Annotated in this window: 9 protein-coding genes; 8 read left to right on the top strand and 1 reads right to left on the bottom strand. The window is 65.1% G+C overall.

Annotation, left to right across the window (positions count from 1 at the left end; genetic code table 11):
* Positions 1-13 precede the first annotated feature (13 nt).
* From VSR68_RS10825 to VSR68_RS10790, 8 genes are all read left to right on the top strand, one after another.
* Complete coding sequence (locus VSR68_RS10825) at positions 14-3,820, top strand: nitrate reductase subunit alpha (RefSeq protein WP_342939822.1); 3,807 nt, start codon at positions 14-16, stop codon at positions 3,818-3,820.
* Between the two features lie 27 nt (positions 3,821-3,847).
* Positions 3,848-5,371 (top strand): nitrate reductase subunit beta, encoded by a 1,524-nt coding sequence (narH, locus tag VSR68_RS10820; protein WP_342939871.1) that lies wholly within the window; start codon positions 3,848-3,850, stop codon positions 5,369-5,371.
* Between the two features lie 3 nt (positions 5,372-5,374).
* A complete protein-coding gene (gene narJ, locus VSR68_RS10815; protein ID WP_342939821.1) occupies positions 5,375-6,136 on the top strand; it encodes a nitrate reductase molybdenum cofactor assembly chaperone in 762 nt (253 codons plus the stop codon).
* A complete protein-coding gene (gene narI / locus VSR68_RS10810) occupies positions 6,133-6,855 on the top strand; it encodes a respiratory nitrate reductase subunit gamma (protein ID WP_342939820.1) in 723 nt (240 codons plus the stop codon). Before narJ ends, narI begins: the two co-directional genes overlap by 4 nt.
* A 16-nt stretch (positions 6,856-6,871) precedes the next feature.
* Positions 6,872-7,663, top strand: a complete 792-nt coding sequence (locus VSR68_RS10805) for a peptidylprolyl isomerase (protein WP_342939819.1) — start codon at positions 6,872-6,874, stop codon at positions 7,661-7,663.
* A gap of 28 nt (positions 7,664-7,691) precedes the next feature.
* Positions 7,692-8,093 carry a SirB2 family protein gene (locus VSR68_RS10800; RefSeq protein WP_342939818.1) on the top strand — a complete coding sequence of 134 codons (402 nt, stop codon included), beginning with the start codon at positions 7,692-7,694 and terminating at the stop codon, positions 8,091-8,093.
* Between the two features lie 239 nt (positions 8,094-8,332).
* Positions 8,333-10,204 (top strand): type IV pili methyl-accepting chemotaxis transducer N-terminal domain-containing protein, encoded by a 1,872-nt coding sequence (locus VSR68_RS10795; RefSeq protein ID WP_342939817.1) that lies wholly within the window; start codon positions 8,333-8,335, stop codon positions 10,202-10,204.
* Positions 10,201-10,890 carry a response regulator transcription factor gene (locus tag VSR68_RS10790; RefSeq protein ID WP_342939816.1) on the top strand — a complete coding sequence of 230 codons (690 nt, stop codon included), beginning with the start codon at positions 10,201-10,203 and terminating at the stop codon, positions 10,888-10,890. The genes VSR68_RS10795 and VSR68_RS10790 overlap by 4 nt, the downstream gene beginning before the upstream one ends.
* Here the strand turns inward: VSR68_RS10790 and VSR68_RS10785 are convergent.
* A complete protein-coding gene (locus tag VSR68_RS10785; RefSeq protein WP_342939815.1) occupies positions 10,884-15,038 on the bottom strand; it encodes an ATP-binding protein in 4,155 nt (1,384 codons plus the stop codon). The genes VSR68_RS10790 and VSR68_RS10785 overlap by 7 nt on opposite strands.
* Positions 15,039-15,346: the final 308 nt, after the last annotated feature.

Genomic DNA, 15,346 nt, shown 5'->3' with positions numbered 1-15,346 from the left:
GGAGCGCAATCATATGAGCCACTTTCTCGACCGACTGAGCCACTTCGCGCTGCCCAAGGAGCGCTTCGCGGACAGCCACGGTCTGACCACAGGTGAAGACCGCACCTGGGAAGACGCGTACCGGAACCGCTGGTCGCACGACAAGATCGTGCGCAGCACGCACGGCGTGAACTGCACGGGCTCCTGCTCGTGGAAGATCTACGTGAAGGGCGGCATCGTCACGTGGGAAACGCAGCAGACCGACTACCCGCGCACGCGCTGGGACATGCCGAACCACGAGCCGCGCGGCTGCGCGCGCGGCGCGTCGTATTCGTGGTACCTGTACAGCGCGAACCGCATCAAGCATCCGATGGTGCGCGGCCGGCTGCTCAAGCGCTGGCGCGAGGCGCTCAGCGTGCATCGCGATCCCGTCGATGCGTGGGCATCGATCGTCGAGAACGCCGACGCCCGGCGCGACTATCAGAAGGTGCGCGGCATGGGCGGCTTCGTGCGCAGCACGTGGGACGAAGTGAACAGGCTCGTCGCCGCGGCCAACGTCTACACGATCAAGAAGCATGGTCCCGACCGCGTGATCGGCTTCTCGCCGATTCCGGCAATGTCGATGGTCAGCTACGCGGCGGGAAGCCGCTACCTGAGCCTGATCGGCGGCGTGTGCATGAGCTTCTACGACTGGTATTGCGACCTGCCGCCCGCCAGCCCGCAAGTCTGGGGCGAGCAGACCGACGTGCCCGAGTCGGCGGACTGGTACAACTCCTCGTACATCATCGCGTGGGGCAGCAACGTTCCGCAGACGCGCACGCCCGACGCTCACTTCTTCACCGAAGTCCGCTACAAGGGCACGAAGACCGTCGCCGTGACGCCGGACTACAGCGAAGTCGCGAAACTGTCGGACCTGTGGCTGCATCCGCGCCAAGGCACGGACGCGGCGCTCGCGATGGCGTTCGGCCACATCGTGCTGAACGAGTTCTACTTCAAAACTCGCAGCGCCTATTTCGATGACTACGCGCGGCGCTACACCGACCTGCCGATGCTGGTGATGCTCAAGGAGCACACGCTGCCCGACGGCCGCACGACGCTCGTGCCGGACCGCTACCTGCGCGCGAGCGATTTCAACGGCGCGCTCGGCCAAAGCAACAACCCCGAATGGAAGACGATCGCGTTCGACGCGACCGGCCGCGCGGTGTTGCCGAACGGCTCGATCGGCTTTCGATGGGGCGCGCAGGACGGCGACGACACGGGCAAATGGAATCTCGAAGACAAGGAAGCGCGCCACGACGCACAGGTCAAGCTCAAGCTCTCCGTGCTCGAAGACGGCGAGCAGGCGCATGAGATCGTCGATGTCGCGCTGCCCTACTTCGGCGGTGTCGAGTCGCCGCACTTCACGGCCAATCCGCTGAACGGGCAGATCAATCACGTCCGCGTGCCCGCCGTGCGCCTGCCGCTCGGCAAGGAAGGCGAGCGCCGCGACGCGCTGGTGGCGACCGTGTTCGACCTCCAGGCCGCACAGTACGGCATCGATCGCGGCCTCGGCAGCGGCGCGGCCGGCTACGACGACAACGCCGCCTATACGCCCGCCTGGGCCGAGTCGATCACAGGCGTGCCGCGCGATCAGATCATCACCGTCGCGCGCGAATTCGCAAGCAACGCGGACAAGACGCAAGGCCGCTCGATGGTGATCATCGGCGCGGCGATGAATCACTGGTATCACGCCGACATGAACTACCGCGGCGTAATCAACCTGCTGATGATGTGCGGCTGCATCGGCAAGAGCGGCGGTGGCTGGGCGCACTACGTCGGCCAGGAAAAGCTGCGTCCTCAGACGGGCTGGACGGCGCTCGCGTTCGCGCTCGACTGGGCGCGCCCGCCGCGCCAGATGAACGGCACGAGTTTCTTCTATGCGCACACGGACCAGTGGCGCTACGAGAAGCTCGACATGGAGGAAATCGTTTCGCCGCTCGCGGACCGGCAGGTCTACGGCGGCAGCATGATCGACTACAACGTGCGCGCGGAACGCATGGGATGGCTGCCGAGCGCGCCGCAACTGCGGACCAACCCGCTGCATCTGGCGAGGGACGCCGCCGCTGCGGGCATCGAAGCAAAGGACTATGTGGCGAACGGGCTGCACGACGGCAGCCTCCAGATGAGCTGCGAAGACCCCGATGCGCCGGAGAACTGGCCGCGCAACATGTTCGTGTGGCGCTCGAATCTGCTGGGCTCGTCGGGCAAGGGTCACGAATATTTCTGCAAGCATCTGCTCGGCACCGAAAACGGCGTGCAGGGTAAAGATCTCGGCGACGACGACGCGCGTCCCACCGAAGTGAAGTGGCACGGACAAGCGCCCGAAGGCAAGCTCGACCTGCTGGTGACGCTCGACTTCCGCATGAGCACGACGTGCCTGTACTCGGACATCGTGCTGCCGACCGCAAGCTGGTACGAGAAGAACGACCTCAATACCAGCGACATGCATCCGTTCGTCCATCCGCTTTCGGCCGCCGTCGATCCCGTCTGGCAGTCGCGCTCCGACTGGGAAATCTACAAGGGTTTTGCGAAGGCCTTCAGCGAAGTGTGCGTCGGGCATCTCGGCGTCGAGCAGGACGTCGTGCTCACGCCGCTGATGCACGACTCGCCCGCCGAACTCGCGCAACCGTTCGACGTGAAGGAATGGCACAAGGGCGAATGCGAGCTGATTCCGGGCAAGACCGCGCCGCAGGTCGCCGTGGTCGAGCGCGATTACCCGAACCTGTACAAGCGCTTCACCGCGCTCGGCCCGCTGATGAACAAGGTGGGCAACGGCGGCAAGGGCATCGCGTGGAAGACGGAAACGGAAGTCACGCAGCTCGGCCAGCTCAACGGCATCACGGAAGCGGAAGGCTCGACGAAGGGCATGCCGCGCATCGTGTCCGACATCGACGCGTGCGAAGTGATCCTGCAACTCGCGCCCGAAACGAACGGACACGTTGCCGTGAAGGCATGGGAAGCGCTGTCGAAGGCGACCGGCCGCGATCACCGTCACCTCGCGCTCTATCGCGAAGACGAAAAGATCCGCTATCGCGACGTGCAGGCGCAACCGCGCAAGATCATCAGCTCGCCGACGTGGAGCGGCATCGAAAGCGAGACGGTCAGCTACAACGCCGGCTATACGAACGTGCATGAACTGATTCCCTGGCGCACGCTCACGGGACGGCAGCAGTTCTATCAGGACCATCCGTGGATGATCGCGTTCGGCGAAGGCTTTTCGAGCTATCGCCCGCCCGTGGACCTGAAGGCCACGTCGGGTATTCACGAGATCAAGCCGAACGGTCATCCGGAGGTCGTCCTGAACTTCATCACGCCGCACCAGAAATGGGGCATTCACAGCACGTACAGCGACAACCTGCTGATGCTCACGCTGAATCGCGGCGGCCCCGTCATCTGGCTGAGCGAGGACGACGCGCGGCGCGCCGGCATCGAGGACAACGACTGGGTCGAGCTCTTCAACATCAACGGCGCAATTGCCGCGCGCGCCGTGGTCAGCCAGCGCGTGAATCCCGGCATGGTGCTGATGTATCACGCGCAGGAAAAGATCATCAACACGCCGGGCTCGGAGATCACGGGCGTGCGGGGCGGCATCCACAACTCCGTCACGCGCATCGTCCTCAAGCCCACGCACATGATCGGCGGCTACGCGCAGCTGAGCTACGGCTTCAACTACTACGGCACGATCGGCACGAACCGCGACGAGTTCGTGGTGGTGCGCAAGATGAAGAACGTCGACTGGCTGGATACTCCGCGCGATGACGATCTCGCGCGCGCATACCAGACCCAGGGCGAAAACCCCTGACCTGCCGACGAACAGAAGGAGTCAATGATGAAAGTACGCGCACAGATCGGCATGGTGCTGAATCTCGACAAGTGCATCGGATGCCATACCTGCAGCGTGACCTGCAAGAACGTGTGGACCAGCCGGCCTGGGGTCGAGTATGCATGGTTCAACAACGTCGAAACAAAACCGGGTATCGGCTACCCGAAGGAATGGGAAAACCAGGACAAGTGGAATGGCGGCTGGGAGCGCCGCGCGGACGGTTCGATCGCGCCGCGTCAGGGCGCGAAGTGGAAGCTGCTGATGAAGATCTTCGCGAACCCGAATCTGCCGCAGATCGACGACTACTACGAGCCCTTCACGTTCGACTACGACCACCTGCATCGCGCGCCTGAAATGAAGGCGGCGCCCACCGCGCGGCCGCGTAGCCTGATCACCGGGCAGCGCATGGAGAAGATCGTCTGGGGGCCGAACTGGGAAGAGATTCTGGGCGGTGAATTCAGCAAGCGCAGCAAGGACCGCAATTTCGACGATATCCAGAAGGACATCTACGGTCAGTTCGAAAACACCTTCATGATGTATCTGCCGCGCCTGTGCGAGCACTGCCTGAACCCGGCGTGCGTCGCGTCGTGCCCGTCGGGCTCGATCTACAAGCGCGAAGAAGACGGCATCGTGCTGATCGATCAGGACAAGTGCCGGGGCTGGCGCATGTGCGTGAGCGGCTGCCCATACAAGAAGATCTACTACAACTGGAAGAGCGGCAAGGCGGAGAAGTGCATCTTCTGCTATCCGCGCATCGAGGCCGGCCAGCCGACTGTGTGCTCGGAAACCTGCGTGGGGCGCATCCGCTATCTGGGCGTGCTGCTGTATGACGCCGATCGCATCGAACAGGCGGCGAGCGTCGAGCACGACAAGGACCTGTATCAGGCGCAGCTCGACGTCTTTCTCGATCCGCACGATCCCGCCGTCATCGCACAGGCGCTCAAGGACGGCGTGCCGCAAAACTGGCTCGACGCGGCTCGCACGAGCCCGGTCTACAAGATGGCCGTCGAGTGGCAGGTCGCGCTGCCGCTGCACCCCGAGTACCGGACGCTGCCGATGGTCTGGTACGTGCCGCCCCTCTCGCCCATCACGGCCGCGGCGAACGCGGGGCACGTGAGCGCGAACGGCGAAATCCCTGACGTGAGCCAGTTGCGCGTGCCCGTCCGATACCTCGCGAACCTGCTCACGGCCGGCGACACCGCGCCCGTCGTGCGCGCGCTCGAACGTATGCTGGCCATGCGCGCGTGGCAGCGGGGCCGTCACGTCGACGGACGCGAAAACCACGCGGTGCTCCAGCAAGTTGGGCTCAGCGCCGCGGAAGTCGACGAGATGTATCGCGTGATGGCCATCGCGAACTACGAAGACCGCTTCGTCATTCCGACGTCGCACCGCGAATACGCGGAGAACGCGTTCAATGTGCGCGGCGGCTGCGGGTTCAGCTTCGGCAACGGCTGTTCGGAGGGCGTCACGGAAACGAGCCTGTTCGGAAGCGAGAAGAAGCGCACGATTCCGATTCGCGTGGAGGTCTGAGCCATGTCGACCATTCATACCGATCAGCCTTCGCTCAAGACGACGCTGCGTGTGCTCGCCCATCTGCTCGACTATCCGGATGCGGCGTTGCGAGCGGCCCTGCCCGAGATGCGCGACGCGCTGCATGCACAAGCCACGCTCTGCGAGCAACGGCTTGGCGAGATCGACTCGCTCATCAATACGCTTTTACGCGACGACGGCTTCGACACCGAGGCCGCTTACGTCGATCTGTTCGATCGCGGCCGCGGCACCGCGCTCCATCTGTTCGAGCACGTGCACGGCGACTCGCGCGAGCGCGGTCCGGCGATGATCGATCTGATCCAGACCTACGAGCAAGCGGGGCTATATCTCGCGTCCGATGAACTGCCCGATCATCTGACCGTGCTGCTCGAATATGCATCGACGCAGCCGTCCGAATCCGCGAAGGGCCTGCTCGGCGAAGTCGCGCATATCCTGCGCAACATCTACAGCGCATTGACCCGTCGGCAAAGCGCATATGCGAGCGTGCTGGCCGCACTGCTCGACCTCGCGGGAGAGCCGGTGCGCGCGGTCGAACTGCCGCGCGAGCCGGGCCTCGACGAAACATGGAGCGAGCCCGCCGCCTTCGACGGCTGCTCGTCCCAAGGTCAGCGACGCCCCGGCGAGCCACAGCCCGTGCGCATCGTCAGAAACGGGCACGCGTCGCTTCAAACGCAATCCCGCATGCAGCCTCGTGCGCAATCTCATGCGCAACCTACGCAACCCGAGCAAGGAGCATCGGCATGAACCCCGTGCACAACTTCCTCTTCGGCGTCTATCCGTACCTGTGCCTCGCCGTGTTCCTGTTGGGCAGTCTCATCCGTTTCGACCGCGACCAGTACACGTGGAAAAGCGATTCGTCCCAGCTCTTGCGGGCCGGGCAGCTACGCTGGGGCAGCAACCTGTTCCACATCGGCATCCTGTTCCTGCTGTTCGGGCACACGGTCGGCCTGCTGACGCCGCATGCGCTCTACGAGCCGTTCATCAGCGCGCAACACAAGCAGTTGCTCGCGATCATGTCGGGCGGAACGGCGGGACTGATCTGCTTCGTCGGGCTGACGCTGCTTCTTCACCGGCGCCTGTCCGATCCGCGCATCCGTCTCACGAGCCGCCGCACGGATATCGCGATTCTCGCGATCCTGTGGGTGCAACTGTGCCTCGGCCTGATCACGCTGCCCTTCTCGTTCGCCGACCGCGCGGACGCGCACACGATGCTCGTGCTCGCCGACTGGGCCCAGCGTATCGTGACGTTCCGCCCGGATGCGAGCGGCCTGCTTGGCGTCGAATGGCCGTTCAAGCTGCACATCGTGCTCGGCATGACGATCTTCCTGCTGTTCCCGTTCAGCCGGCTCGTGCACGTGTGGAGCGGCTTCGCATCGGTGGCCTATGTGTTCCGGCCATACCAGCTCGTGCGTTCGCGTCGGCTGAACCTGCGCTCGCATGGTCAGTCGGCCCGCAAGCTCTGAACTCAGGGAGTCGAACATGCAGAACGATTTGACGGACGTCGCAACGGTCAATGGCGTAGCGCTTCATCGGGGCGATGAAGCGCTCGACGCCGCAACGCTGCGCCAGCGCGCGTGCACCGAACTATTGCGGCAGGCGGCCATCGCACAAGGACTGCTCGACGCGGACGACCCCTCATCCGCGGACGGCGCAACGAGCCCTGCGGCGACGGCCGCCATCGACGCGCTGCTCGAACGCGTGCTGCACGTGCCGGAACCAGCCGACGACGCGTGCCGCCGCTACTACGCCGCTCACCCGGCCCGCTACGCGGTGGGCGAGCGCGTGCACGCGCGGCATGTGCTGTTCGCCGTGACGCAGGGCGTGGATGTCAACGCGCTTCGTCAGCGGGCGGAAGCGTGCCTGCTCGACGTGCGATGCAGCGATGCGGGCAAAGACGACCGCTTCGATGACCGCTTCGCCCGCGCGGCGGCCGAGTTGTCGAATTGCCCGAGCGGCGCGACGGGCGGCGACCTGGGGTGGCTCGCCGCCGACGAATGCGCACCCGAATTTGCCGCACAACTTTTCGGCCAGACGGAGATCGGCGTATTGCCACGGCTGGTGCATACGCGCTTCGGCTTGCATGTGGTGGAAGTGCTCGCGCGCAAGCCCGGCGCGCAGCAAGACTTCGAGACGGTGCGTGCAGCCGTCGCGCAGACGCTGCGGCAATTGGCGTTCGCGACGGCAGTGCGTCAGTATGTCAGCCTCGAGGCCGCGCATGCGGATATCATCGGCGTCGATATCGAAGCGGCCGCAACGCCGCTCGTCCAGTAACCCGGTCTGTCGAAGCCCTGCCCACACCATGCCGCTGATCGAACTCTATCCGTATGTGAAGCTCGCTCATGTGTCGTTCGTGACCAGCAGCGGCCTGCTGTTCGCGACGCGCGGCGCGGCCGTGCTGACCGGGCGAACGTGGCCGATGCGTCCGGGCTGGCGCCGGCTCAGCTATATGATCGACACGTCGCTGCTGGCGGCCGGCGTCACGTTGTGGATCATGCTGCATCTGAATCCCGTTCGGGACGCATGGCTTGGCACCAAGCTGCTCATGCTCGTTGCCTATATCGTTGCCGGAACGTTCGCGCTGAAACACGGCCGCACGCGGTTCGTCCAATGCGTGAGCTTCGGATGCGCGCTCGCGCTGTATCTGCTGATCGCGTCGGTTGCCGTCACGCATCGCCCGCTCGGGCTGTTCGCGCACGCGTAGCGATCTCACGCCCGAGGTTGCGCGCACTCGACGCATCAGGTCACGCGCAACCGCTTTGCCGCCTGCTTTTGTCATGTCACCAGCGCAACCAGCCTGACGACACAACAGCAAAGGCGCGCGCACTTGATCTGGATCAGTCTTCTCCCGGCCAGGCGAAGGCACATTGTCGGAGGAAGGCTCTGGGTATCGACCGTCAGCCGAGTTCCCGGCCGGCGGTTTCGTACACCCCACCGACGTCAATGAAAAAATTCCAGACTCTCGCGGCGAAGCTAGGCATCATCGGCGGTTTGCTGCTGCTTGCGGCGTCCGTTTCGATCGGCTACACCCTGTGGGCAAGCTGGCAGCTCGAAGGCGGCGCGGCCGCCGTCAACGAAGCGGGCCGCATGCGCATGCAGACCTGGCGGCTCGCGCAAACGCTCGCGCGAGGCGACCCCGCGCACATCGCGGCACAAGCCGATCAGTTCGAGCAAAGCGTCGCGCTGTTGCGCAACGGCGATCCGGCGCGGCCGCTGTTCGTGCCGCACGACGCACGCTCGACGGCCGCGTTCGCGGACGTGCAGCGCGCATGGACCGTGGTGCGCGGCCACTGGACCGCTTCCCCCGCGCCCGATTCGGCGCAGGCTGCCGCCGAGGCCGAGGATTTCGTCAAGCATATCGATCGGCTCGTGTCGGCCATCGAGGGGCGTCTGTCCTATCTGACCGCGATCCTGAACATGCTGCAGGTTTTCATGATCGGCTTGACGATTGCGAGCGCGGTCACGCTGCTCTATTCGGCCTATATCTTCGTGTTCAATCCGCTCGAACGGCTCAAGACGGGACTCGCGCGCGTGCGGGAAGGCGATCTGACGGCGCGCGTCAAAGTCGACTCGAACGACGAATTCGGCACGCTGTCCGAAGGCTTCAACCGGATGGCCGAAACGCTCCAGGAGCTGTACCAGAACCTGGAGGTGAAAGTCGAGGAAAAGACGGAACGGCTCGCTGCGCAAAATGCCCGGCTCAGCACGCTCTACGAGGCAAGCGCGTTTGCCGCGCACGCGGCGACGTTCGACGAACTCGCAAGCGGCTTTGCGAGACTGGCGCGGCTCGCCGTGAAAGCCGATGCGAGCGCCGTGCGATGGACCGACGAAGCGAACCAGCGCTATCTACTCGTGGCATCGGACGGCCTGCCGACAGAGATTTCCGAAAGCGAAAAGTGCATTCCGACGGGCGGCTGCCATTGCGGCCAGCAACACGCGCAAGCGAGCACGCGCGTGATTCCGATTCGCGCCGGTCATCCGGGCTCGCTCGGACACTGCTCGAAGGCCGGATTCAGCACCGTGATAGGCGTGCCCGTCAAACTGCAGGACCGCATGGTCGGCGAACTCGATCTGTTCTTCAACGCCCCCGCGACGCTGACGGACGAGGACCGCGTGCTGATCGAAACGATGGGAAGCCATCTCGCCGTCGCGCTCGAAGGGCTGCGCGCGGGGGCGCTGGAGCGCGAAGCGGCCGTCGCCGCCGAGCGCAATCTGCTTGCGCGCGAAATGCACGACTCGATCGCGCAAAGCCTCGCCTTCATGAAGATCCAGATCGGCCTCTTGCGCGGCGCGATCAAGCATGCGGACGAGCCGCGCGTCGAGCGGACGGTAGGCGAACTCGATGCCGGCATTCACGAGAGCCTGTCCGACGTGCGCGAGCTGTTGCTGAATTTCCGCACGCGCACGAGCGGCGAAGACATCATTCCCGCGCTGCGCACGACGCTTCAAAAATTCGAGCACCAGACGGGGCTCGCGACGTATCTGTCCGTCGAAGGACACGGCGTGCCGCTGCCGGCCGACGTTCAGGTGCAGGTGCTGCACGTCGTTCAGGAAGCGCTGTCGAATATCCGCAAGCACGCTCACGCAACCGAGGTGTGGCTCGACGTGCAGCAGGAACCGCAATGGCGCGTAACGGTCCGCGACAACGGATGCGGCTTCGTCAGCGGCACGGTGCACAACGATCGCCACATCGGCTTGCGGATCATGCACGAGCGGGCCGAGCGCATCGGCGCGGCCGTATCGATCGAGTCGATGCCCGGATCGGGAACGCGCATCGCACTCACCTTGCCCGACCGCAGGAGGCTGGCAGCATGACAGACCCGACATTGATCCGCGTGCTCGTGGTCGACGATCACACGCTGTTCCGGCGCGGCGTCACCGCGCTGTTGAGCGCCGACTCGCGCTTCGAAGTGGTCGCCGAGGCGGGCGATGCCGGCGAGGCCTATCGGCGCGCCGCCGAAACGCAACCGGACATCATCCTGCTCGACAATCATCTGCCGGGCGTCAACGGCGTGGATGCGCTGCCGGGGCTGCTCGAAGCGGCGCCGCAGGCGCGCGTGCTGATGCTGACCGTCAGCGAGGACGAAAGCGATCTGGCCGCGGCGCTGCGCGGCGGCGCGCGCGGCTATCTGCTGAAAACCGTCGACAGCGATGTGATGGCCACGGCGATCGTGCGAACGATGGCAGGCGAATCGACCGTCAGCCCGGAGATGACCAGCAAGCTCGTCACCGCGTTTCAATCGCTGCAAGGCAAGGACGAGAAAGCATCGTCCGAAGAAGACCCGATCCGCAATCTGTCGCCACGCGAAGAGCAAATCCTTGCGCAAGTCGCGCAAGGCCGGACCAACAAGGAAATCGCGCGCGCGATGAACATTGCGGAAACCACCGTCAAGATTCACGTGCAGCACATTCTGCGCAAGCTGAAGCTCAGCTCGCGCGTGCAGGCAGCCACTTACGCGGTCGCGCGCGCGACGCAGGATTCACCGGTGCCGCTTCACTGACGCGCGAGATGGTCGGCAATCTCGCGCAACTCGCGCAGCATCCGTTCGCCTGCGGCGCCGTACTGCGGCGGATCGTCGGTCAGCACGCTGGCGCGGAACGTCTGCAGCGCGCGCCTCAGCGGTTCGTAGCGGAGCACCGACGCGCCGCCGTCGACGCGATGAATCCACTGCCGCAGCGTAGCCGGCCCGGTGTCGGGCTCGCCCAGCAGACGTTGCAGTTCGTCCGCGTCGGCGACCATCGTCTGGACGATGACGGCGATCAGCGCCTCGTCGCGCCCGCTGCTGCCGAAGCTCTGGTTGATCGCGGACCAGTCGAGATCCGGCAGAGCGCTTGCTTCGCTTGCCTCACTTGCCTCGCTCGTCTCGGTAGCGACGGCTGCGAAACCTGAGTCCTTCCCGGCGCCAACCGCTGCTGAACCCGGGCCTGCGTCCGCTTCGCACACAAGGGCATCCGGCGCAACCGCTTCCCGGCTCGCCGATACCTCGGGACCGGGCAGGCACCGGGGCGCAAACTGGGCGATGCATGTGACCAGATCACTGAGCTTTGCCGGCTTGTAAAGGCACTCGTCCATGCCGGCGGCAACGCATTCGCCGCGCTCTTCACGCCCGACGCTCGCCGTCAGTCCGACGATGGGCATCCGGCGCGCGCCGTCTTCCCGGGCGCGTATGCGCGTCGCGAGCGTGTAGCCGTCCATCTGCGGCATATGGCAGTCGGTGATCAACAACGCGTAGTCCGCGGACTCCCACGCCTCCAGCGCTTGCGCGCCGTCTTCGACGGCATCGCACGTGCAGCCGAGCAGTGCGAGCTGCTGCCGGATCAGATGACGGTTGATCGGATTGTCTTCGGCAACCAGGATCAGAACGCGTTGGCGCAACGCGTCATCACGGCTGCGCGGCGCAACCGGTGTGAACGCCGATGCAGGCGACTCCAGCCCGAGTTCCGCATCGCCGTGCAGTGCGGCGTTGCATACGCCGGAAACGCCCTGCAACGTGACGGGATAAACGCCCAGATAAAAGACGTCCCCCACCCGCAGATATCCGCTGGACTTGGGCGCGGCCGTCGTTGGAATGACGGGTACGTGCCCCGTCTGCTCGCGAACGGCAGGTTCGTGTCGATCGTGCGAGAGCAGTTCGTCCGAAGGCCATTCGTCCGAAGTCGGTTCTGCCGCCGTCAGATGGTCGTCGATGACCAGCTGACACTGCGCCGGCAACGTGCCGGCAGTGCCAAAGGGCTCGTCCGGGTCGAGCGTCACCGCGACGCCTCCGAGCGTACGCACGGCTTCCGTCAGGCTGCGCAGCACATAGGCGTCGCGGACGCGCAGGCCCGTCGTGATGCCGCTCAGCGGAGAGCGCTGAAACTCCCGCTGACAGACTTCCAGCGGCAGACGAAACTCCACTCGCGTACCACGGCCGACCTCGCCTTCCATGCCGATAGTGCCGCCCAGCATGTCCACGAGGCGCCGGCAGATCGACAGCCCGAGGCCCGTGCCGCCGAAGCGCCGCGTCGTCGACGCTTCCGCTTGCACGAACGGCTGGAACAACTGCGCCTGCTGCTCGGCGCTGACGCCGATGCCCGTATCGGTGACACGCCACACGACGGTTTGCACGTCATGGGCTTCTTCCGCCAGTTCGACGTCGAGCCTGACGCTGCCCTCCGTGGTGAACTTGATCGCGTTGCTGAGCAGATTGAAAAGAATCTGCCGCAGCCGCACGCCGTCGCTCCATACCAGAGGCGCCACGGCCGCGTCGATGCACAGCCCGAGCCTCAGGCCTTTTTCCTGCGCGCGCCAGAAAAGCAGGCCGACGCTGCTCGTGCAGAGTTCGCGAATATCGACGGGCGCGCGCTCGAGGACGATCTTGCCGGCTTCGATCTTCGAGTAGTCGAGTATGTCGTTCAGTATCTGTAGCAACGATTCGGCGGCCTGCGAGATCAGCTTTACCTTGTCCGTCTGATCGGGGCGAAGGTTGCTGTGAGCCAGCAGTTCGATCAGGCCCAGCACGGCGCTCATCGGCGTGCGTATTTCGTGGCTCATCGTCGCGAGAAAGTCGCTCTTCGCGCGCGACGCCTGCTCGGCCGCATCGCGGGCCGCGGCGAGCGCAGCCGCGTATTCGTGCTCCTGCTCCGCGTCGCTCCAGTAGCCGTTCCAGACGAGATCTCCGTTGCCGGCTCTCTGCGGCACCGCGTGCAGCCGCGTCCATCTGAACGCGTCGTGACGCTGCACGCGGACCTCGCGGCTGACGGCCGTCAAGCTCTGGCTGGCATTCCGGAGATCGTCCAAAAGCGCGTCCCGGTCGTCGGGATGGATGGACGACAACATGCTCGCGCCGACTTGCAGTTCGGCGCTGGTCTTGCCGAACAGCTCGACGGAATTTCCACTCAGCCACGTGTAACCCGGATCGCGATTCTTCCCGCGTCGAAACTGGAAGGCCGTCGCCGGCAACTGGCTCGTCACGTCGAGCAGCCGGAGTTCCGCTTCGCGGCGCACCTGCGCCTCCTTGCGCAGCAGCCGCCGCGAGCGCCACAACACGGCGATCACCACCAGCATCGCGATCGCGAACGGCGCAATCCTCGCGGCGATGTCTCGCCAGGACGGTCCGAGCGAGTAGTCCGCGGCGAAATAGCGGTTCTGGATCGCCAGCCGCTCGGTGTCGGGCATCGAAGCCAGCGCGCGGTTGACGAGCGGCATCAGCCGGGCGGCCAGCGCCGGCGTCATCGCGATACCCGTCCGTAGCGGCGTGCCATCGGAGCCGATGACGCGAAGATCGCCGCCATGCATCCGATGCAGCATGTAGTCGGCGGCCGCCAGATCGTCCACGTAGACATCGGCCGTTCCGTGGGCGACGGCGTTCATGCCGGTTTCGATATCCGGAACGGCAATGATGCGCGCCTGCGGGGCCGCCGATATCACGAGCGAGCGCAGACCGCCGCCCTCGGTGACGGCCACGCGCTTGTCGTCGAGCTCGCGCATCTGGCCGATCGCGGGCGTGTCCCGCGCGCCCACGACGACGACGGGAAACGTCGCATACGGACGCGACACGGGCATGCCATGCAGCACCGAATCGCCCGGCACGGCGACGGCGATGAGATCCAGCTTGCCGGATCGCAGCGCATCCACCGTCGCGGTGAAGTCGGGCAGACGCTGGCGCACGAAGGTGATCCCCAGCTTGTCCGCCAGATAGCGGAGATAGTCGAGCGCCATGCCGTGCGGCTCGCCACCGTCGTCCACATACGCGTAGGGCGCCAGTCCCGTATCGACGGCTACGCGCAACGGGGGCAGCGAGCGCAGATACGCGCGCTCGTCATCCGTCAGAAAAAACGGTTTCGCGATCTGCCGCTGGATCGGCCCCGTGCCCATCCGGCGGCTCACGATGCGCTCGCGGGTATCGGCGGGCAGCGCGTTCAGCCGCTCGTTGAGCGTGTCGCGCAGCGTTTGCCGCGCGAGGGGAAAGCCGAAATGGACGCCGCTTTCCGTTTCCCGGTAGCGATTGATTTCCGCCAGTCCGGCGAACTCGGGCTGCGACAGTGCGTATTCGACAACGGGCGCCAGCGTGATATAGACGTCGGCATCGTTGTGCAGCACCGCGTTCAGGCCTGCGTGCGGATTGGGCACATGCACGAAGATGGAATCCGGGTAGCGGTCACGCGATACCCGCTCGATGTAAGAGCCCGCTTCCGTGGCGATGCGCTTGCCGGCGAGGCGCGGAAGCATGCTGCCCGACGCGGCATCCGACGCGCGCCCGACCACCAGCACGTCGGAATCGAAATACGCGTCGGAAAGCACCAGGCAGGGCCTCGGTCGGCCCGGCCCCTGGAGGCCGAGCACGATATCCACAGAGCCCGCGCATACGGCCGCGTTCAGTAATTCGAAGTCCGGAAAGATCTGAACCCGCACCTGCGTCGACGGGTCAAGAACGGCCTTGAGGAAATCGAATGCGGCGCCGGACAGCTGACCGTTGTTCAGGATCACAAGCGGGGGCCAGCCTTCTTCGACCGCTCCGACAGTGAGGCTGTGCGGCGTGGCCGTCGGCGGTGGTGTCCGTGGCGATGTCCGTGGCGGCATCTGTCCGGCGGCCGCGCTCGACAGTACGGCGAGCGTCATCAGCAAGAGTAGGAGCCGACTGACGCGAAGGATCGAAGTCTTGTGCATGGCGTTCCGGAAAAACGCGAACGGCAAAGTCAACCGCCGACGTTGACGCGCTGCCGAGGTCACGTGGAATGAAGTTTGCAACCCGGACTGCACGCGCTGATGCACCGACAGATAATTAGCTAGCCGTCTGTTGTCAAATGCATTCGAAAAGCGGGCCGCTTCCGAAGCGCCTCGTTCGGATGGAGGCGGAGGCGGGATCGGCGCGAGAAGCGGGATGCTTGCCGCGTCTTGCAGAGACTCGAAGCGTCAAAGCATCTTGGGTTTCTGTTCAGGCGTGCTACATGTGCACGACGTGTCCAACGGGAGAT

The organism is Paraburkholderia phymatum (assembly GCF_038900715.1).
GTDB classification, from domain to species: domain Bacteria; phylum Pseudomonadota; class Gammaproteobacteria; order Burkholderiales; family Burkholderiaceae; genus Paraburkholderia; species Paraburkholderia phymatum_A.
The sequence above is the reverse complement of the archived record's forward strand: the minus strand, read 5'-3'. Positions and strand labels throughout refer to the sequence as shown.